Source organism: Rhizobacter sp. P2_D12 (assembly GCF_056404395.1).
Window position 1 is genome coordinate 56,894 of record NZ_JBFUEB010000015.1, and the last position, 19,237, is coordinate 76,130.

Annotated in this window: 16 protein-coding genes; 5 read left to right on the plus strand and 11 right to left on the minus strand. The window is 69.8% G+C overall.

What is annotated here, in order from left to right; all coding sequences use genetic code 11:
* Positions 1-74 precede the first annotated feature (74 nt).
* From AC1DYN_RS07300 to AC1DYN_RS07315, 4 genes are all read right to left on the minus strand, one after another.
* Entirely contained in the window at positions 75-1,052 is a 978-nt protein-coding gene (locus AC1DYN_RS07300; RefSeq protein ID WP_477958457.1) for an AEC family transporter, read from the minus strand.
* 27 nt (positions 1,053-1,079) lie between these two features.
* The gene (locus tag AC1DYN_RS07305; RefSeq protein ID WP_477958458.1) at positions 1,080-1,295 is read right to left on the minus strand and encodes a hypothetical protein; all 216 of its coding nucleotides are present in this window, start codon (positions 1,293-1,295) and stop codon (positions 1,080-1,082) included.
* A gap of 108 nt (positions 1,296-1,403) precedes the next feature.
* Positions 1,404-2,219, minus strand: a complete 816-nt coding sequence (locus tag AC1DYN_RS07310) for a phosphate/phosphite/phosphonate ABC transporter substrate-binding protein (protein WP_477958459.1) — start codon at positions 2,217-2,219, stop codon at positions 1,404-1,406.
* Between the two features lie 250 nt (positions 2,220-2,469).
* Positions 2,470-5,169, minus strand: a complete 2,700-nt coding sequence (locus tag AC1DYN_RS07315; protein ID WP_477958460.1) for a DNA topoisomerase III — start codon at positions 5,167-5,169, stop codon at positions 2,470-2,472.
* Positions 5,170-5,277: 108 nt separating this feature from the next.
* On the opposite strand from AC1DYN_RS07315, the gene AC1DYN_RS07320 reads away from it, so the two are divergent.
* From AC1DYN_RS07320 to AC1DYN_RS07330, 3 genes are read left to right on the plus strand one after another with little or no spacing between them, the layout of a single operon-like run.
* Positions 5,278-5,820 (plus strand): SET domain-containing protein, encoded by a 543-nt coding sequence (locus AC1DYN_RS07320; protein WP_477958461.1) that lies wholly within the window; start codon positions 5,278-5,280, stop codon positions 5,818-5,820.
* Positions 5,821-5,835: 15 nt separating this feature from the next.
* On the plus strand, positions 5,836-6,828 hold the full coding sequence (locus AC1DYN_RS07325; protein ID WP_477958462.1) for a biotin--[acetyl-CoA-carboxylase] ligase: 993 nt from the start codon (positions 5,836-5,838) through the stop codon (positions 6,826-6,828).
* Positions 6,822-7,484, plus strand: a complete 663-nt coding sequence (locus AC1DYN_RS07330; RefSeq protein ID WP_477958463.1) for a hypothetical protein — start codon at positions 6,822-6,824, stop codon at positions 7,482-7,484. The genes AC1DYN_RS07325 and AC1DYN_RS07330 overlap by 7 nt, the downstream gene beginning before the upstream one ends.
* 31 nt (positions 7,485-7,515) lie before the next feature.
* Here AC1DYN_RS07330 and AC1DYN_RS07335 read toward each other — a convergent pair whose 3' ends face one another.
* The 4 genes from AC1DYN_RS07335 to tkt all read right to left on the minus strand — a co-directional run bounded on the left by AC1DYN_RS07335 (position 7,516) and on the right by tkt (position 14,593).
* Positions 7,516-9,252: a S8 family peptidase gene (locus AC1DYN_RS07335; protein ID WP_477958464.1), complete on the minus strand. Its 1,737-nt coding sequence runs from the start codon at positions 9,250-9,252 to the stop codon at positions 7,516-7,518.
* Between the two features lie 43 nt (positions 9,253-9,295).
* Positions 9,296-11,272 carry a S8 family peptidase gene (locus AC1DYN_RS07340; protein WP_477958465.1) on the minus strand — a complete coding sequence of 659 codons (1,977 nt, stop codon included), beginning with the start codon at positions 11,270-11,272 and terminating at the stop codon, positions 9,296-9,298.
* A gap of 225 nt (positions 11,273-11,497) precedes the next feature.
* Positions 11,498-12,493, minus strand: a complete 996-nt coding sequence (gene gap, locus AC1DYN_RS07345; protein ID WP_477958466.1) for a type I glyceraldehyde-3-phosphate dehydrogenase — start codon at positions 12,491-12,493, stop codon at positions 11,498-11,500.
* Positions 12,494-12,535: 42 nt separating this feature from the next.
* The gene (tkt, locus tag AC1DYN_RS07350; protein WP_477958467.1) at positions 12,536-14,593 is read right to left on the minus strand and encodes a transketolase; all 2,058 of its coding nucleotides are present in this window, start codon (positions 14,591-14,593) and stop codon (positions 12,536-12,538) included.
* A 90-nt stretch (positions 14,594-14,683) separates the two neighbouring features.
* Here tkt and speD point away from each other — a divergent pair, with 90 nt between their 5' ends.
* Positions 14,684-15,049, plus strand: coding sequence for an adenosylmethionine decarboxylase (gene speD, locus AC1DYN_RS07355; RefSeq protein ID WP_477958468.1), 366 nt, complete (start codon positions 14,684-14,686; stop codon positions 15,047-15,049).
* A complete protein-coding gene (murU, locus tag AC1DYN_RS07360; RefSeq protein ID WP_477958469.1) occupies positions 15,046-15,759 on the plus strand; it encodes an N-acetylmuramate alpha-1-phosphate uridylyltransferase MurU in 714 nt (237 codons plus the stop codon). Before speD ends, murU begins: the two co-directional genes overlap by 4 nt.
* 67 nt (positions 15,760-15,826) lie before the next feature.
* On the opposite strand, the gene AC1DYN_RS07365 is transcribed toward murU, so the two are convergent.
* Genes AC1DYN_RS07365 through AC1DYN_RS07375 form a run of 3 tightly spaced genes read right to left on the minus strand, consistent with a single transcriptional unit; the run spans position 15,827 to position 19,233 of the window.
* On the minus strand, positions 15,827-17,137 hold the full coding sequence (locus AC1DYN_RS07365) for an NAD(P)/FAD-dependent oxidoreductase (protein WP_477958470.1): 1,311 nt from the start codon (positions 17,135-17,137) through the stop codon (positions 15,827-15,829).
* A 33-nt stretch (positions 17,138-17,170) separates the two neighbouring features.
* A complete protein-coding gene (locus AC1DYN_RS07370; protein ID WP_477958471.1) occupies positions 17,171-18,295 on the minus strand; it encodes an ABC transporter permease in 1,125 nt (374 codons plus the stop codon).
* Positions 18,292-19,233, minus strand: coding sequence for an ABC transporter ATP-binding protein (locus AC1DYN_RS07375; protein WP_477958472.1), 942 nt, complete (start codon positions 19,231-19,233; stop codon positions 18,292-18,294). The genes AC1DYN_RS07370 and AC1DYN_RS07375 overlap by 4 nt, the downstream gene beginning before the upstream one ends.
* Positions 19,234-19,237 lie beyond the last annotated feature (4 nt).

Here is a 19,237-nt window from a genome sequence, read left to right on the forward strand (position 1 = left end):
AAGGGTTGTCCGGGCAAGCGCGCGATGATAGCGCCCCGATTGACGTGTACGGCAACCGGGGCGGTCGAAGTGGTCTAGCCCAGCCGGCCCGGCAACCACAGCCACAGCGGCGCGGTCAGCGCGAAACCGAAGGTCGACAGCACGATCGCCGCGGTGGCCTCGGCTTCGAGCGCCGTGTAGCGCTGCGCGAAGATCAGCGCATTGCTGCCGATCGGCAGCGCCGCCGCCATCACCACCACCGCCAGCGGCAGCCCCGAGAGCCCGAAGCCCCAGTGGCCCGCCACCAGCACCAGGGCCGGCAGCACCAGCAGCTTGATCGCCGAGATCACCACGGCGCCGCGCACGGCGCCCTTGACGCCGTAGTACGCAAGCGACATGCCAATCAGCACCAGGCACAGCGGCACGACCGGCTGGCCGAGCTGGATCAGCACCTCGTCGAACACCGCGGGCATCGGCGAGCCCAGCAGGTTCCACGCGAGCCCGGCCAGCACCGGCAGCGTCACCGGATGGACGATGGTGTTGCGCGCGGTGCGTGCCAGCGTGCGCCCCAGGTGGGCGCTCGAATGCCCCAAACGGACGCGCTCGCGCGCCAGGTCGAGCTCGACCAGCGCCGTCAGCACGGTGAGCAGCGTCAGCGCATGCAGGCTGACGATCGCGACGTGGATGGCAAGCCCGGCCTCGCCGAACAGCGCGGTGGCCAGCGGGATGCCGACCTGCACCGTGTTGCCGAAGCTGGCGGAAATGGCCCGCACGCTGGGCGCCGCGGTGGACAGCCGGCCGGACGCAGCGCTGCGGCGCTGCCACGCGTAGACGCCGATCACCAGCGCCAGCGCCGGCACGAAGAAGGCCGCCAGCGTGCCCCAGGGCATGCCGGCCAGGTCGAGCCGCGACGTGGTGCGGAACAGCAGCGCCGGGATGAAGATGTAGAAGGCCGCGTTGCCGAGCACGCGCGCCGGGTCGTTGTCACCCAGCCAGCGCAGCCGGCCGGCGACATAGCCCAGCGCAACGACCAGGAAGATGGCGAGGAGCTTGAAGAATACCGGCGACGACATCGCGCCAGTATCGATCAAGCCCTCGGGTCAACCGGGTGCGGCGGTCGCGGCAGGTGGGGGCGCGACCCGCTTGGTCGGCAGGGTCACCCAGTAGACCGTGACGCCCCGTCCGTGGGCGGCGCGATCGACCGCGGCGACTTTCTGCTGGTCGACCTCCATCGTGGATCCGACCGGCACGCCGCTGGCGCAAGCGGCCAACAGCAGCACGGGCACGAGACTGAACGCACGAACAACACGCAACATGGCGGGCTCCTCGGGATACGTTTCCGGCTTCCCGAGATTAGGCCTCGCCGTGCCGCAGCGCAAGCGGCACGAACCCGGGGCTGGCCGCTGCGCAGGCCCCGGCGTGCCTCAGAGCCCCAGCCAGGTGCCGATGGCCATCAGCGCCGCGTCGTCGTAGCGCACGAAGCCCTGGAACTTGGTCGGCTCCAGCTTCTTGCGGCCCTCTTCGCTGGCGTCCAGCCCGACCAGGTATTCGCGCACCTTGTCGACCTGCTCGGCCGTCAGGTTGGGGCTCGCGATGATGTGCTTGATCGGCACCGGCTTCGACTTGAACATCACCTTGCCGCCCTTGGCCAGCCAGTCCTTGACCACCGCGCCGGACGCGGTGGCGCCCGACTGGGTCAGGTTGTTCTCGACGAAGAAGGGCACGGCATCCTGGTAGCGCGTGTACGTGATGGCCACCTGCTTCGGGTCGCCGATCGCGTCGCGCAGGGTCGCACGCACCATCCACGCGGTGATCGAGTCCTCGTCCGGCGCGCCCAGCTTGCGGCCCTTCAGGTCGGCCAGCGAGGCGAGCGGCGAATCCGACTTCACCAGGAAGCTGGCGCGGTACTCCAGGAAGCCCTTGGTCACCGCGACCAGCTTGTAGCCGGGGTTCTTGATCGCCGCGATCGAGATGTGCGCCGGGTGCACCATCGCCAGGTCGTAGGTCTTGTCGGCCAGGCCGCGGCGCAGCGACGGGTAGTCGGCAATCGGCTCGACGCTGACCGRCTGCTTCAGGATGCGGCTCAGGTCGGCCGCGATCGCGGTGTACTTCGCCCGCACCTCGTCGTTCGGCACGCGGTAGGTCACGCCCTCGTTGACCGCGAACACCAGGGCCTGCGCCCAGGACGACGCGGCGATCAGGGCGGCGGCGGCCAGCCAGCGGAAGTCACGCAGTTTCATTCGGAATCCCTGTTCGAGTGGTTGCCTTGGCGAGCCCCCCAACGACGGCAGGCCGCCCCGCCGCGTCACCCCGGTGGCCTGCCGGTCACAGCATTGTGACAACCGGTAACAGCCGAGTGTGCGCGCACTTGTAGTTGCCCAAGTGTCGCATCACACAGGCGTCACAACACGCGGAACGCAGAGACCCAACGTGAGAAATGTCGCGTCAGAGTTTCGAATGAGTTACTCGTCAGTGACTGAGAAATGACACTCAGCCGGCGTCGCTGTCGTCGCCGGCGTCGTCCTTGCCTTTCGCCGCCGATTTGCGGACCGCCTTCTTCGCCGGGGCCTTGGCCGCGACGGTCTTGGCGGCCGGGGCAGGCGCGGGGGCGGCCTTCGCGGCGGCCGTCTTGCCGGCCGCGGACTTGGCCGGCACCTTGGCGGCGCGCGGCTCGAACTCGAAGCTGACCTTGCCTTCCTTCTTGTCGAAGGCCAGGTAGGCCTTGAACTTGCGCCGCGTCTTGTTCGAGACGAAGTTCTCCAGCAGCTCGGTCTTGCCGGTGGCCAGCAGCTTGCTCATCTGCTCGCGCGCCACCGGCTGCTGCAGGATGATCTTGCCGCTCTTGAAGTCGCAGGTGATGTGCGCGCCCACCGCGTGCTCGCACACGTACGACGATCCGAACTCGAACACCCGGCCCTGGCACTTCGGGCAGGCGCCCAGGCTTTCCTGGTCGGAGAAATCCACCGGCTCGCCGGCCTCGGCGTTCTTCGCGTCCTCGCCGAAGTCGAACTCGAGCTTCCAGTTCTTGATCTCGTCGTCGAAGGCGAGCTTCAGCTCGGCGGTGAACGGCCAGCCGGCCTTCGAGCGGAAGCCTTCGAGCGGCCCAATCTTCTTGTCGGCGATGAAGCGCTCCACCTCGTCGAGCTCGAAGCTGCGCCCGCCGGGGATCTTGCTGATCGAGAAGCCGCAGCCGTTGTCCTCGGCCGGGCTGGTGCCGACGCAGGTGAAGCGGCGGTAGTTCTCCTTCACGACGCCGCCGCAGTTCGGGCAGGGGGTCTTCAGGGTGGCGTAGTCGCCCGGGATGGTGTCGCGGTCGTATTCCTTGGCCTTGGCGACGATGCGCTGCGTCATCGCGGCGATCTCGGCCATGAAGGTCTCGCGGCTGAGCTTGCCCTTCTCCATCTCGGACAGCTGGTATTCCCAGTTGCCGGTCAGCTCGGGCTTGGTCAGGTCCTCGACGCCCAGGCCGCGCAGCAGCGTGGTCAGCTGGAAGGCCTTGGCGGTCGGGATCAGCTCGCGGCCCTCGCGGTGCATGTACTTCTCGAGGATCAGCCCTTCGATGATGGCCGCACGCGTGGCCGGCGTGCCCAGGCCCTTCTCCTGCATCGCCTCGCGCAGCTCGTCGTCGTCGATCAGCTTGCCGGCGCCTTCCATCGCCGACAGCAGCGTCGCCTCGGTGTAGCGCGCCGGCGGGCGGGTCTTCATCGGGTTGACGGCGACGTCTTCGGTGCGCACCAGTTCGCCGGCCGCCACCGCCACCAGGTTGGCGTCGTCCTCCTGCGCCTCGCGGCCGTACACCGCCAGCCAGCCCGGCTTCACCATCACCTTGCCGTTGGTCTGGAAGTTGTGCTCCTTGCCGCCGGCCTTGACGGTGCTGATGCGCGTCGTGACCATGAACTCGGCCGGCGGGTAGAACACCGCCAGGAAGCGCTTGACCACCATGTCGTACAGCTTGGCCTCGATCTCGGTCAGGCTGCGCGGCGCCTGCAGCGTCGGGATGATGGCGAAGTGGTCCGACACCTTCGCGTTGTCGAAGATGCGCTTGTTCGGCTTCACGTAGCCGTCCTTCAAGGCCTTGGCCGCATGCGCCGACAGCGGGCGCAGCGGGCCCGGCAGGTCGTCGGTGGCGAGCATCTCCATCGTGTTCTTCACGACCGCGACGTAGTCCTCGGGCAGGTGCTTGCTGTCGGTCCGGGGGTAGGTCAGCACCTTGTGCTTCTCGTACAGCGTCTGCGCGATGCTCAGCGTGGTCTTGGCGCTGAAGCCGAAGCGCGAGTTGGCCTCGCGCTGCAGCGTGGTCAGGTCGTACAGGCCGGGCGCGCTCTGCGTGCTGGGCTTGGCCTCTTCGGTGACGCTGGCCGGCTGGCCGCGCGCGGCATCGGCGATGGCCTGCGCGTCGGCGGCGTTCCACAGCCGGTCGGCGCGCAGCTCGGGATCGTCCGGGTTCTTCTTCCACTTCGGGTCGAACCACTTGCCGTCGTACTCGCCGGCCTGGGCCGCGAAGGTGGCCTTCAGCTCCCAGTAGTCGCGCGAGACGTGCTTGCGGATCTTCTCCTCGCGCTCGACGACGATCGACAGCGTGGGCGTCTGCACGCGGCCGACGGTGGTCAGGAAGAAGCCGCCGTCGCGCGAGTTGAAGGCAGTCATGGCCCGCGTGCCGTTGATGCCGACCAGCCAGTCGGCCTCGGAGCGGCTGCGCGCCGCCTGGGCCAGGCCCTGCAGCTCGGCATCGCTGCGCAGGTGATCGAAGCCGTCGCGGATGGCCGCCGGCGTCATGCTCTGCAGCCACAGCCGGCGCACCGGGTGCTTGCTCTTCGCGTGCTGCTGGATCAGGCGGAAGATGAGCTCGCCCTCGCGGCCCGCGTCGCAGGCGTTGATCAGGTCGGTGACGTCCTTGCGCTTGACCAGCTTGACGATGGCATTGAGCCGGCCCTTGCTCTTGTCGATCGGATTCAGGTCGAAGTGCGGCGGGATCACCGGCAGGTTGGCGAAGCTCCACTTGCCGCGCTTGACGTCGAATTCCTCCGGCGCCTTGATCTCCAGCAGGTGGCCGACGGCCGAGGTCACGAGGTAATGCTCGCTCTCGAAGTACTCGTCGTGCTTCTCGAACTTGCCTGCCGTCGGCGTGAGCGCGCGCACGATGTCCTGGGCGACGGAGGGCTTCTCGGCAATGATCAGTGACTTGCTCATGGGTCTTTCTGTTGGTGGCGATGCGCCGACGGGCGCGCGCTCTCTACAATCCGGGCTTCTCGCGCGCATGCACGCACACACGTGCACGCGCGCGCACCCATGAATTCAATGTACCCAAAGAAACCGATGACGCAAGCCGGCACCGCCAAGTCCCCTCGGTCCAGAACTACCACCCCCCCTCGCGCAGCGGCCCCGCACGCCGCCGTCGGCCGCCGCATCCAGGTGCGCCGCTCCGGCGTGCACGGCAAGGGCGTGTTCGCGATCGCGCCGATCGCCAAGGGCGAGATCGTCATCGAGTACAAGGGCGAGGTGATCCCGTGGGACGAGGCGCTGCGCCGCCACCCGCACGACCCGAAGGACCCGAACCACACCTTCTACTTCCAGCTCGACGGCGACATGGCCATCGATGCCAAGTACGGTGGCAATGCGGCGCGCTGGATCAACCATGCCTGCTCGCCGAACTGCGAGTCCGACGAGATCGACGGCCGCGTCTTCATCAAGGCGCGGCGTGCGATCAAGCCGGGCGAGGAGCTCTTCTACGACTACGGCCTGATCATCGACGAGCGCTACACGCCGAAGCTGAAGAAGGAATACGAATGCCGCTGCGGCACCCGCAACTGCCGCGGCACGATGCTGGCGCCCAAGCGCTGAAACGGGGCTGAGCCCATGAGCGACGACACCAGCGATCCGACCCTGCCGCCCGCCGCGCCGCCGCAGCACTGGGGCGCCGAGGCGCTGTGGCAGCAGCTCGAGCCGCTGCTGCCGGGGCTCAGCGTCGAGGTCGTCGCGCGCATCTCGTCGACCAACACCGCGCTGCTCGAACGCGCGCGCGTCAACGTGAGCGAAGGCTACGAGGCGCCCGACGACCTGGTGCAGGTGCGCCGCAGCGTCGAGAGCGCGGCCTTCGGGCGGCGCGCCGCCGACGTGCAGCCCTGCCTGCTGGTGGCCGAGCACCAGACCGGCGGCCGCGGGCGCATGGGGCGGGTCTGGAAGGCCGCGCCGGTGGCGTCGCTGACCTTCTCGCTCGCGTTGCCGATGAACCCGCCGGACTGGTCGGGCCTGTCGCTGGCGGTCGGCGTCGCGCTGGCCGATGCGCTCGATCCGCGCGCGCCCGGCGACACCTCGTCGCCCCACATCGGCCTCAAGTGGCCGAACGACCTGTGGCTGATGGAGCCGCCCGGCGGCGAGGGCTCGCGCCTGGGCCGCAAGCTGGGCGGCGTGCTGATCGAGACGGTGGCGGCGGGGCCGCGCCGGCTGGCCGTCATCGGCATCGGGCTGAACGTGCAGCCGATGCACGCGGCCGAGCTGAACAGCGGCTACGGCTGCGTGCAGGAACTCGACCCCGCACTGACCGCGCCGGCCACGCTGGCGCGGGTGGCGCTGCCGCTGGTGAAGGCGCTGCTCGAGTTCAACCGCAAGGGCTTCGGCGCCTTCGTCGACCGTTTCGCCGCGCGCGATCTGCTGCGCGGCCGGGCGATCACCACGACGCAGGCCGACGTGCCCGGCGGCGTGGCCGACGGCGTCACCGCGCTCGGCATGCTGCGCGTGAACACCGCGGACGGCCTGCGCGAGGTCGGCAGCGGCGAGGTCAGCGTGCGCCTGACGCCGGTCGACGGCAGCGACCCGCCCGACACCGGCCCCGGGGACGTCGCATGCTGAGAGGGCTGGTGCTGCTGTTGTTGCTGGTGAACCTGGGCTTCTATGCGTGGACCCAGGGCCAGCTCGACAACGTGGTCGGCATCCGCGCGCAGGGCGACCGCGAGCCCGAGCGGCTGGCGCGCCAGGTGCGGCCCGAGAGCGTGCGGCTGCTGCCGGCCGCCGCATCGGCGCCGTCGTCGTCCGGTGGCGACCCGGTGCTGGCCTGCCTCGAGGCCGGCCCGTACACGCCGGCGCAGATCGCCGGCGCCGAGGCGGCGCTGCAGAACGCGCTGCCGCCGGGCAGCTGGGCCAGCGTGAAGAACGAGCTGCCGGCGGTCTGGATGGTCTACATGGGCAAGTACCCGAACCGCGACGGCCTGCAGAAGAAGGAAGACGAGCTCAAGCGCATGAAGGTGCCGTACGAGGAGCTGCGCAATGCGCCGGAGTTCGAGGTCGGCCTGTCGCTCGGCCGCTTCGACGACAAGGGCGCGGCCGAGAAGGCGCTGGCCGAGCTGACGCAACGCGGCGTGCGCACCGCGCGCGTGGCCCAGCTGTCGGGCCCGACGGTGTCGCACACCCTGCGCATCCCGCGCGCCGACGACGCCCTGTGGGCGCAGGTCATGGCCTTGAAATCAGACGCCCTGCAAAACAAGCCCTTCGGCAGCTGCCCGAGGTAACCGTAGCCCGGATGCCAATCCGGGTCCGCGTTCAGGCCCGCTGCCGCCGCACCGCCGAGATGGCCGCCAGCAACCCCGCCAGCCACCCGAACCCGAGCGCCCCGCCGCCGTCGCCGGGCGGGTTGATCGGCGGCGTCGGTTCATCGGACAGGCCGTTCGGCGGCAGGTCCGCCCCCTGTGCCGCCGCCGCGCGCAGCTCCGGCGTGTCGATCACCACCGACGGCCAGTTCGGCGCGGTGTATCCGGTCGGGTTGGCCGCATACGCCAGCGCCTGCGGCGCGTCCAGCAGCCCTGCCCCGCAGGTGCTGGTGGTGCAGATGCAGCGCCCCGGGTTCGAGTTGGCGCACGCACCGACCACCGGCGAGGTGACGTGCGGACGCGCGCTCTTCTTCAGCCCGTCGATCACCTGCGCCGTCGTCAGGTTCGGGTTGACGCTCAGCATCAGGCTCACCACACCGGTCACCAGCGGCGTCGAGAAGCTGGTGCCGAACACGTTGGCATAGTCGGCGCCAGCTGGGATCGTGGAGCCGTTGTTGGTGATCGTCAACATCCCGTCGTCGTAGACCCGGCTGCCCCAGTTGCCGATCGACATCGCATCGCCGCCGACGGTCGCGATCTGGATGCCGGCACCGAAGTTCGAGTAGCTGGCCTTGAAGCCGTCGCGGTTCACCGCGGCGACGCCGACGACGCCGCTGCAGTTGGCCGGACGCGTCGGCGCGGCGCTCTCGTTGCCGGCCGGCGCGACCAGCACCACCTTCAGCGCCGCCAGTTCGTTGATCGCGTCCTGGTAGGCGTTGTTGCAGGCGGCGCTGCCGCCGAAGCTCAGGTTGATCACGCGCGCCGGGTGCGGATTGGCAGGCACGCCGCTCACGGCCAGGCCTGCCGCCCAGCGCATGCCATCGACGATGTCGGCGACCGTCGCACCACATTTTCCGGACACACGCACCGGCAGGACATGACTGCCCCAATTCACCCCAGCCACGCCCGTTCCATCGTTGCTGGCAGCGGCAGCGATGCCACTCGTTGTCGTTCCATGCCACGAGCTGTCTTCTTCAGTGCAGCCGGTGAAGAGATCGTTGGTTAGATCGGTGGGCGACACCCAGTCCCCGGGGTCGGTCGGATCCGTGTCCCAGCCGTTGCCGTCGTTCGCGTACTCGATCTCGGACACGAAATCGCGCCCCGGCCAGTACCGAGCTGCGGAGAGGTCCGGGTGTGTCGTCACGCCGGAATCGAGGATCGCGATCGTGATGGCGCTGCTGCCGGTGTTGGTGGTCCACGCATCCTGCAGATTCGGCACGCCGCGCATGCGGTCTCGCGCGACGTTCGCATTCGAACCTCCTGTGGGCTGTAACCACCACTGGTCGAAGCCATTGAGCGTCTTGTACTTCGGATCATTGGGCAGAGTCAGCCGCCGCTCCAGGTCGTTCGGCACCACCCACTCGACCTCCGGCCGCGCGCGCAGCTTCGCCGCCAGCTGCTGCGCCTCGCCGGCCGACAGCGCGTGGTCGAAATCCAGCCGCTGCGCGGCCCGCCCGTTCGGCGACACCTTCAGCGCGCTGACACCGCTGTCGCGCAGGACCGCCTGCACGCGTTCGGAGCCGGCGCGCGCCGTGCCGAGCGCGGCCGCCTGCTCGTGCGATGGCGCGTCCTTCAGCTTGACGATCAGGCCGAGCGCACGCGGGGCCTGCGGGGCTGCCGGCGCAGCGGCTGCGGAGCCGCCGGCCACGAGCAACGCGAGGGTCCAGGAAAGGGAAAGGATGTGGCGCATGAATGTCTCCGTGGAACCGAAGATCATGCCGCAACACGCCCCCTCAAGGTGTGTGAATCGGTCTGCGCCCGTGTCGAATCCGCTGCTGCAGCTGCAGCGCCAGCACGGCCGCCAGCAGCCCGGCCAGCCAGGCCCAGCCCAGTGCGCCGCCGCCGGAATCGCTGCTGCCGCTCGACGTCGCCGTCGGATCGCTGCCCGACGAAGATCCCGAAGCCGCCACGCTGACCGACACCGCCGACGTGGCCTGGCGCGCCGCATCGTCGGTCACCGTCAGGCTCACGGTGAAGCTGCCGGTGCCGCTGGTCGCGACCGTCGCGGTGGCCGCATTGGTCGCGCTGCTGAAGCTCGCGATGCTGCTGCCGGAGGTCAGCGCCCACTGGTAGCCGGTGACCGTGTGCCCGGCCGAGCTGGTGGAGCCGCTGCCGTCGAACGTGACGCTGGAGCCGGCGGTGGTGCTGGTGCTGCCGGCGGAGATGCGGGCGACCAGCTGCGCCACGGCGTTCACGGCCGCGCTCGCGTCCAGCAGCCCGGCCCCGCAGGTGCTGGTGGTGCAGTAGCACTCGCTGCTCTGGGCCGTCGCCGACGGCGCCTTGCAGGCGGCCACGCCGGTGTCGGCACCGCTGCTCGGGAAGGCGCGCGCCGTGCTCTTCAGCGCACTGATGGCCTGGGCCGGCGTCAGCGTGCCGTTGGCCGAGAACATCAGGCCCAGCGTGCCCGACACCAGCGGCGTCGAGAAGCTGGTGCCCAGCGACAGGTTGTTGTTGCCGTCGGTGTAGGTGCTGGCCACCGCCGCGGTGGTGCCGGTGTTGCTGGTGGTCAGGATCGGGTACAGGCAGGCACCGCTCGCGTTGACGCAGTTGCCGGCCGGCGCGGCGATCGTGGCTTCCGGCCCGAGGCTGGAGAAGCCGACCTTGGTGCCGCTGTGGCGCACGCCGGCCACCGCCACCACGCCCGGGCAGTTGGCCGGCACGTTGATCGCGAGGCCGTCGTTGCCGGCCGCCGCAACCACGACGACGCCGGCGGTGGTCAGCTCGGTCATGACATCCTTGTAGGCCTGCGAGCAGGTCCCTTCGCCGCCGAGGCTCAGGCTCAGCACCTTGGCCGGGTTGGCGTTGGTGGGGACGCCGCTGACCGCGAGGCCCGCGGCCCAGCGCATCGCCGCGATGATGTCGCTGTCGTCGCCACCGCACTTGCCGAGCACGCGCACCGGCAGCACCTTGACGTCGCGCCCGGCGCTGGCCATGCCGGTGCCGTTGTTGGTCGCCGCGCCGACCAGGCCGGCGGTCTGCGTGCCGTGCCAGCTGCTGTCCTCGGCGCCGCAGCCGGCGAAGGTGCCGCTGGCGTCCTCGGCGCTGGTGATCCAGTCGCCCGGGTCGGTCGGGTCGGCATCGCGGCCGTTGCCGTCGTTCGCGGTCGCGCTGTCGCTGATGAAGTCGTAGCCGGGCAGCAGCTTGGCGGCCAGGTCCGGGTGCTCGGGGCGGATGCCGGTGTCGAGCACCGCGACGACGACGCTGCTGCTGCCGGTGGTGACGGCCCACGCGCCTTCGGCATTGATGGCCGAGACCACGCTGCTGGTGGGCGCGCGCAGGTACCACTGACCGGCCACCGGCGAGATGCTTGCGCCGCCCGCGTACAAGGTGTCGTTCGGCGCGGCCAGCGCGCGCCGGCGGCCGTCCGGCACCGCGTACTCGACGTCCGGCAGCGCTGACAGGCGGGCCGCGAGTTCGGCCGAGCTGAGGCCGGTGGCCTTCACGACCTGCCGGCGCGCGTCCATCGCGAGGCCGTCGCTGAGCGCCAGGCCCAGCCGCTGCGACAGCGCCTGCGCCTGCTGCGGCGCTGCCGTGCTGCCGCTGGCCGCCGACAGCGCACGCATCGCGCTCGAATCGGCCTTGAACTTGACGATGACCCGCGCCTGGGCGGCGGCCGGCACGCCGCGCACGACCGGCGCACGCTCGGCGGCCGGGGCCACGCCGCACAACACCAGCAAAGACAGCATGCAGGAGACAGTGAAACGCTTCATGGAACGCTCAACGGGGGGCACCGGCCCGGGACGGCCAGTGTAGGCAGCGCCACGTCGCTTGGGGGGCGCCCGGACATCGGCGGACACGCTTGGCGACAACTGCGTTTCAACTGCCGTGAATTTGCAACGGCCGGGCGTGCACCCGGCCGAGCGCCGTGCCGCCCCAAGCCGGCCGGCATCCCCTCGGGGGATCGGCGAAAGTACCCTTTCGCCGAGGGGCCCCAGTTATGCGATCACGCGCACCATCTCGAGCACCTTGTTCGAGTAGCCCCACTCGTTGTCGTACCACGACACCAGCTTCACGAAGGTGCTGTCCAGCGCGATGCCGGCATCGGCGTCGAAGATCGAAGTGCGCGGGTCGCCGCGGAAGTCGGTGGCGACCACCTTGTCCTCGGTGTAGCCGAGGATGCCCTTCAGCGCGCCTTCGGACTGTGCCTTGAACTCGGCGCAGATCTCCTTGTAGGTCGCTTCCTTGTTCAGCTCGACCGTCAGGTCGACCACCGACACGTCGGAGGTCGGCACGCGGAAGGCCATGCCGGTGATCTTCTTGTTCAGCTCGGGGATCACGACGCCGACCGCCTTGGCCGCACCGGTGCTCGACGGGATGATGTTCTCGAGGATGCCGCGGCCGCCGCGCCAGTCCTTGTTGCTCGGGCCGTCGACCGTCTTCTGCGTCGCGGTGGTGGCGTGCACCGTGGTCATCAGGCCGCGCTTGATGCCCCACTTGTCGTTCAGCACCTTGGCCAGAGGCGCCAGGCAGTTGGTGGTGCAGGACGCGTTCGAGATGATGGTCTCGCCCTTGTACGTCTTGTCGTTGACGCCGAACACGAACATCGGCGTGTCGTCCTTCGACGGGCCGGTCATCACGACCTTCTTGCCGCCGGCGGCGATGTGCTTGGACGCCGTGTCCTTGGTCAGGAAGATGCCGGTGCCTTCGACGATGATGTCGGCGCCGACCTCGCCCCACTTCAGCTCGGCCGGGTCCTTGACGGCGCTCAGGCGGATCTTCCTGCCGTTGACGATCAGCGTGTTGCCGTCGACCGCCACCGTGCCGTCGAAGCGGCCGTGCACCGAGTCGTACTGCAGCATGTAGGCGAGGTAGTCGGGCTCCAGCAGGTCGTTGATGGCGACGACCTCGATGTCGCTGAAGTTCTGCACGGCCGCGCGGAACACCATGCGCCCGATGCGGCCGAAGCCGTTGATGCCGATCTTGATGGTCATGATCTGTCTCTCCAGTTAGCGCTCACGAATGAAACACGGACTTCAGCGGCCCAGCACCACGCGCACGGTGTCGGCGACGTTCTCGGGCGTGAAGTGGAAGAACTTGAACAGCGCCGGCGCCGGGGCCGATTCGCCGAAGGTGTCGATGCCGACCACCGCGGCGCAGCCGTACTTCCACCAGCCGTCGCTGACGCCCATCTCGACCGCGATGCGCGGCAGGCCCTGCGGCAGCACGGCGGTCTTGTAGGCGGCGCCCTGGCGGTCGAATACCGAGGTGCTGGGCATGCTGACCACGCGCACCGCGATGCCGCCGTTCTCGGGCCTGGCCAGCAGCTGCTGCGCGTGCAGCGCGAGCTGCACCTCGGAACCGGTGGCGATGATCACCGCCTGCGCCTTCTTCTTCAGGCCCACCTCGGCCGGTTCGGCCAGCACGTAGCCGCCCTTGGCGATCAGGTCGATGCCCGCCTGCGGCTGGCCGGCCGCGAACTCGGCCTTCGGCGCGTACGGCAGGTTCTGGCGCGACAGCAGCAGCGCGCTCGGGCGGTTGCGGTGCTCGATCGCGCTGGCCCAGGCCACCGCGGTCTCGGCGGTATCGGCCGGGCGCCAGACGTCCAGGCCCGGGATCAGGCGCAGCGCGGCGGCATGCTCGATCGACTGGTGCGTCGGGCCGTCCTCGCCCAGGCCGATGCTGTCGTGCGTGAAGACGTGGATGACGCGGATCTTCATCAGCGCGGCCATGCGGATCGCATTGCGGCTGTAGTCGCTGAAGGTCAGGAAGGTGCCGCCGTACGGGATGAAGCCGCCGTGCAGCGCGATGCCGTTCATGATCGCGGCCATGCCGAACTCGCGCACGCCGTAGTTGATGTGGCGCCCGCCGTTCGGCGAGCCGTCGGCCTCCATGCGCAGCGGCGGCGTGCTGCTGGTGTTGGTGAGGTTCGAGCCGGTCAGGTCGGCGCTGCCGCCCAGCAGCTCGGGCAGCGCTTTCGTGAAGGCCTCCAGCGCGAGCTGGCTGGCCTTGCGGCTGGCCACGTTCTCGGCCTTCGCGTTCGCGGCCACCGCGGTGTCGAGCACGGTTTGCGCGAAGTTCTTCGGCAGCTCGTGTTCCATGCGGCGGATGAACTCGACCGCCAGTTCCGGGTGCGCCTTCGAATAGGCCTCGAAGGCGTCGACCCATTGCGTCTCGGCGGCCAGGCCGTCGCTGCGGCTGTCCCACTCTTCGTAGGCCTGCTCGGGGATCACGAACGGCTCCCAGGCCCAGCCCAGCGCCTCGCGCGTCAGCTTGATCTCGTCGGCGCCCAGCGCCTCGCCGTGCGCCTTGGCGGTGCCGCCGCGGTTCGGCGCGCCCTTGCCGATGGTGGTCTTGCAGCAGATCAGCGTCGGCTTGTCGGCCCGCTTGGCGGCCGTGATCGCGGCGTCGACCGCGGCCACGTCATGGCCGTCGACGTGCGGGATCACGTTCCAGCCGTAGGCCTCGAAGCGCCTGGGCGTGTCGTCGATGAACCACGGCGCGACCTTGCCGTCGATCGAGATGCCGTTGTCGTCGTACAGCGCGATCAGCTTGTTCAGGCGCCAGGCGCCGGCCAGCGCGGCGGCCTCGTGGCTGATGCCTTCCATCAGGCAGCCGTCGCCCAGGAACACGTAGGTGTGGTGGTCGACGATGGCATGGCCGTCGCGGTTGAATTCCTTGGCCAGCAGCTTCTCGGCCAGCGCCATGCCGACGGCGTTGGTGACGCCCTGGCCGAGCGGGCCGGTGGTGGTCTCGACGCCGGGGGTGATGCCCACTTCCGGGTGGCCCGGGGTCTTGCTGTGCAGCTGGCGGAAGTTGCGCAACTCGCTCATCGGGAGGTCGTAGCCGCTCAGGTGCAGCAGCGCGTACAGCAGCATCGAGCCGTGGCCGTTGCTCAGCACGAAGCGGTCGCGGTTGGCCCAGTGCGGGTTGGCCGGGTTGTGGCGCAGGTGCCGTCCCCACAGGGCGACTGCGATGTCGGCCATGCCCATCGGGGCACCCGGGTGGCCGGAATTGGCCTGCTGGACGGCGTCCATCGCCAAGGCGCGGATGGCGTTGGCCATCAGGGTGGTGTCGTGGGCGGGGGCAGTCATGCCGGGCGGCTCCTGGGGTTGGGTTCGGGGGAAACGGTGTCGAGCGGGGGCGGAAACCGGGCATTTTAGGCGCCACCGATAATCCTGCCGATGCAAGGCCTGCACCTCACCGCCGACCTGCGCGGCTGCCCCGTCACCCAGCCCGCGATGACCGACCCGCACGCGCTGCGCGGCCGCTGCGTGGCGGCCGTGCAGGCGGCCGGCCTGCAGCCGGTGGGCGAGCTGTTCCACCGCTTCCCGGCACCGGGCGGCGTGACCGGCGTGGTGCTGCTGGCCGAATCGCACCTCGCGGTGCACACCTGGCCCGAGCTGGGCGCGGTGACGCTGGACGTCTACGTGTGCAACCTCGGGGCCGACAACTCCGCGAAGGCGCAGGCGCTGCTGGAGACGCTGCTGGCGGCGTTCGAGCCGCAGCGGGTGCAGCGGCAGTCGCTCGAACGGGGCAACGCCGCATGAAGGCCATCATCCTGGCGGCCGGCCGCGGCGAGCGCATGCGCCCGCTGACCGATGCCTGCCCGAAGCCGCTGCTGAAGGTGCACGGCAAGCCGCTGATCGAATGGCACCTCGAGGCGCTGGCGCGCGACGGCGTGCGCGAGGTGATCGTCAACACGGCGTGGCTGGAAGAACAGATTCCGGCGGCGCTGGGGGATGGCAGCCGCTGGGGCGTGCGCATCCGCTACTCGATGGAAGGGCGCGACCACGGCGGCGCGCTGGAGACGGCGGGCGGCATCGCGAAGGCCTTGCCGTGGCTGGTCGACGGGCCGGACGATTGCTTCTGGGTGGTGTCGGGCGACATCCACGCACCGGGCTTCCGCTTCGATGCGGCGCAAGGCGAGCGCTTCGCGGGCGGCACGCTGCTGGCTCACCTGTGGCTGGTGCCGAACCCGGTGTTCCATGCGAGGGGGGATTTCGGCCTGGATGCCGATGGCATGGGGCTCGATGGGCCGGGGCCGGACGGGCTGAAGTGGACGTATGCGAACCTGGCGCTGTGCCGGGCGTCGCTGTGTGCGGGCATCGCCGCTGGCACGAAGGCCGCATTGGGTCCGCTCTTGTTCGCCGGCATGCGCGAGCGGCGCATCAGCGCCGAGGTGTGGCGCGGCGAGTGGGAGAACGTGGGCACGCCGGCGCAGCTCGCCGCACTGAATGCCCCACCCCGTTCGGGCTGAGCTTGTCGAAGCCCTGGTTCGATGCACGCGGGCCTTCGACAAGCTCAGTCCAAACGGAGGAGTTTCCTCAATGCAGCTTGATGCGCGGCCGGTAGGTGCGGTCCAGGAACTCCGACAGCGTCACCAGCACCATCCGCCAGAAGCCGCCCAGGGCCATCTGGTGCTGCTTGTGCAGCGCCCAGTACATGAACTGCGCGAGCCGCCCCTCGATGAACAGGCTGCCGCGCGTCAGGCTGCCCATCAGGCTGCCGACCGAGGAGTATTCCGACAGCGACACCAGCGAGCCCTTGTCGCTGAAGACGAACGGCTTCACCGCCTGCCCCGCCATCAGCCTGGGCATGGCCTTCACCAGGTACATCGCCTCCTGGTAGGCCGCCTGCGCGCGCGGCGGCACCCAGGTGCCGTCCGGCTGCTGGCAGGCCGCGCAATCGCCGAACGCGAAGATGCTTGCGTCGCGCGTGGTCTGCAGGTTGCCGTTGACCAGCAGCTGGTTCAGCTTGTTGGTCTCCAGTGCATCGTCGCCGCCCAGCGTGCGCAGGAAATCCGCCGCCTTCACGCCGGCCGCCCACACCGTCAGGTCGGAGCCGACCACCTTGCCGCTCGCCATCTTCAGGCTGTCGGCCGTGACCTCGACCACGCGCTCGTTGGTGTGCACCTCGATCGCCAGCTTGCGCAGCTCGCGCACCGCCGCCTCGCTGAGCCGCTCGGGCAGCTGCGACAGCAGCCGCGGCGCCGCCTCCACCAGCACGATCTGCAGGTCCTTCTCGGGGTGGATGTGGTCGAAGCCGTAGTTGGCCAGCACGCGCGCCGCCGCATGCAGCTCGGCCGCCAGCTCGACGCCGGTGGCGCCGCCGCCGACGATGGTCACCGTCAGCCGGCCGCTGCCGGCGGCGCGCGGCACGCTCTGCGCGCGGATGCAAGCGTTGATCAGCCGGTCGTTGAAGCGCTTGGCCGCCTGCGGGCTGTCCAGCTTGATGGTGTGCTCGGCCGCGCCCGCCGTGCCGAAGTCGTTGGTCTGGCTGCCCACCGAGATCACCAGCGTGTCGTAGGCCAGCGTCTGCGCCGGCGTGATCTCGCGCCCGGCGTCGTCGTAGCTCGCCTCCAGCTGCACCGTCTTCGCCTTGCGGTCGACGCCGGACAGCCGGCCGAGGCGGAACTTGAAGTGGTGGCCGCGCGCCTGCGCGAGGAACTCGATCTCCTCGGCGTGCGTGTCGAAGCTGCCGGCGGCCAGTTGGTGCAGCAGCGGCTTCCACACGTGGGTGCGTGCCGCGTCGACCAGCGTGATCTCGGCCACGCCCCGGCGGCCGAGTGTCTTGCCGAGTTGCGTTGCCAGCGCCAGGCCACCGGCGCMACCGCCCACGATCACGATCCGTTGCATGAAAACCCTTCTTTGTCTTGAAGCGACAGGTTATCAGTCCACCGTCTGGCGGTAGCGCGCCAGCGCCACCGCACCGGCCACCGCCATGAACAGCGCGATCGGCCACAGGTGCGGCGCCACCTCGGCCAGGCCGTTGCCCTTCAGCATGATGCCGCGCACGACGCGCAGGAAATGCGTCAGCGGCAGCGCCTCGCCGATCGCCTGCGCCCAGCCCGGCATGCCGCGGAACGGGAACATGAAGCCGGTCAGCAGCATCGACGGCAGGAAGAAGAAGAACGTGAGCTGCATCGCCTGCAGCTGGTTGCGCGCGATGGTCGAGAACGTGAAGCCGACCGCCAGGTTGGCCGCGATGAACACCACCAGCGCCAGCGCCAGCAGCAGCACGCTGCCTTCCATCGGCACGTCGAACAGCAGCCGCGCCGCCACCAGGATCACCGTCACCTGCACGTAGCCGATCAGGATGTAGGGCACGATCTTGCCGAGCATCACCTCGACCGGCCGTGCTGGGGTCGCGAGCAGGTTCTCCATCGTGCCGCGCTCGCGTTCGCGCGTCATCGCGAGCGAGGTCATCATCACCATCGTCATCGTCAGGATCACGCCGATCAGCCCGGGGATCACGTTGTAGCTGGTCAGGCCCTCGGGGTTGTAGCGGCGCTGGACGCGGATCTCGAACGGCGCATCGGAGGGGCGCAGCGCCGCGAGCGGGCCCACCAGGTCGCGTGCGAGCGCACGCTGGCCGATGCCGTTCAGCGCCGCGATCGCGTTGCCGGTGGCCGCCGGGTCGGTGGCATCGGCCGCCAGCAGCATCGCCGGGCGTTCGCCGCGCTGCAGCCTGCGAGAGAAATCGGGTGGCACGACCAGCGCGAACTGCACCTGGCCGGTGGCCAGCAGCGCGTCGGCCTCGGCCACGCCGGCCGGGCGGCCGACGATGCGGAAGTACTGCGAGTTCTCCAGCCCCGCCACGAAGCTGCGCGTGAATTCGCTCTGGTCCAGCACGACGATGGCCGCCGGCAGGTGCTTCGGGTCGTTGTTGATCGCGAAGCCGAACAGCACCAGCTGCATGATCGGCACGATCACCATCATCCCGAAGGTGAGCCGGTCGCGGCGCACCTGGCGCAGTTCCTTGACGAGGATGGCGACGAAGCGGCTCCAGCTCATGGCGTGTGCGTCGCGGCGAAGTTGTCCTGCGCGTCCTGCATCAGCGCGATGAAGACGTCCTCCAGGCTGGGCTCGATCGCGTTCGCCTTCAGGTCCCGGCGGTCGAGCGCGCCAAGCGCGTCGCGGATCGCCTGCTCGCTGTCGCCGCTGACATGCAGCGTGGAGCCGAACGGCGCCACGGTGCGGACGCCGGGCGCCTCGCGCAGCCGGTGGCCCACCTCCACCAGCTCCGGCCCGGCCACCGCCCAGGTCACCAGGCCGGCGCTGGCGATCACCTGTTGCACCGTGCCGTGCGTCAGCAGCTTGCCGTAGGCGATGTAGGCGAGCTCGTGGCAGCGCTCGGCCTCGTCCATGTAGTGCGTCGACACCAGCACCGTCAGCCCGGCCGCGGCCAGGTCGTGGATCTGGTCCCAGAAGTCGCGCCGTGCCGCCGGGTCGACGCCGGCGGTCGGTTCGTCCAGCAACAGCAGTTGCGGCTCGTGAATGAGGCAGGCCGCCAGCGCGAGGCGCTGCTTCCAGCCGCCGGACAGCGATCCGGCCAGCTGCGTGCGGCGCGTCTCCAGGCCGAGCTTGTGCAGCGTGGCGGTGACCTTCTCGCGCCGCCCGGGCACCGCGTACACGCGCGCGATGAAATCCAGGTTCTCCTCGATGCTGAGGTCTTCGTACAGCCCGAAGCGCTGCGTCATGTAGCCGACCTGGCGCTTGATCTCGCGCGCCTGCGTCCGGATGTCGTGGCCCATGCAGGTGCCGCCGCCGTCGTCGGGCGTCAGCAGCCCGCACAGCATGCGGATGGTGGTGGTCTTGCCGCTGCCGTTCGGCCCGAGGAAGCCGTAGATGCGGCCCTTCGCGACGCGCAGGTCGACGTGGTCGACGACGGTGCGGCCGCCGTAGCGCTTGGTCAGGCCGTGCACGTCGATCAGCGCGGCGGCTTCGCTCATGCGC

Excerpts from the sequence above, each read along its gene's own strand:
- AC1DYN_RS07320 (WP_477958461.1), top strand. The coding sequence starts at position 5,278 with ATGTACCCAAAGAAACCGATGACGCAAGCCGGCACCGCCAAGTCCCCT.
- AC1DYN_RS07330 (WP_477958463.1), top strand. The coding sequence starts at position 6,822 with ATGCTGAGAGGGCTGGTGCTGCTGTTGTTGCTGGTGAACCTGGGCTTC.
- AC1DYN_RS07335 (WP_477958464.1), bottom strand. The coding sequence starts at position 9,252 with ATGCGCCACATCCTTTCCCTTTCCTGGACCCTCGCGTTGCTCGTGGCC.
- AC1DYN_RS07325 (WP_477958462.1), top strand. The coding sequence starts at position 5,836 with ATGAGCGACGACACCAGCGATCCGACCCTGCCGCCCGCCGCGCCGCCG.
- gap (WP_477958466.1), bottom strand. The coding sequence starts at position 12,493 with ATGACCATCAAGATCGGCATCAACGGCTTCGGCCGCATCGGGCGCATG.
- AC1DYN_RS07300 (WP_477958457.1), bottom strand. The coding sequence starts at position 1,052 with ATGTCGTCGCCGGTATTCTTCAAGCTCCTCGCCATCTTCCTGGTCGTT.
- tkt (WP_477958467.1), bottom strand. The coding sequence starts at position 14,593 with ATGACTGCCCCCGCCCACGACACCACCCTGATGGCCAACGCCATCCGC.
- murU (WP_477958469.1), top strand. The coding sequence starts at position 15,046 with ATGAAGGCCATCATCCTGGCGGCCGGCCGCGGCGAGCGCATGCGCCCG.
- speD (WP_477958468.1), top strand. The coding sequence starts at position 14,684 with ATGCAAGGCCTGCACCTCACCGCCGACCTGCGCGGCTGCCCCGTCACC.
- AC1DYN_RS07305 (WP_477958458.1), bottom strand. The coding sequence starts at position 1,295 with ATGTTGCGTGTTGTTCGTGCGTTCAGTCTCGTGCCCGTGCTGCTGTTG.
- AC1DYN_RS07315 (WP_477958460.1), bottom strand. The coding sequence starts at position 5,169 with ATGAGCAAGTCACTGATCATTGCCGAGAAGCCCTCCGTCGCCCAGGAC.
- AC1DYN_RS07370 (WP_477958471.1), bottom strand. The coding sequence starts at position 18,295 with ATGAGCTGGAGCCGCTTCGTCGCCATCCTCGTCAAGGAACTGCGCCAG.
- AC1DYN_RS07340 (WP_477958465.1), bottom strand. The coding sequence starts at position 11,272 with ATGAAGCGTTTCACTGTCTCCTGCATGCTGTCTTTGCTGGTGTTGTGC.
- AC1DYN_RS07375 (WP_477958472.1), bottom strand. The coding sequence starts at position 19,233 with ATGAGCGAAGCCGCCGCGCTGATCGACGTGCACGGCCTGACCAAGCGC.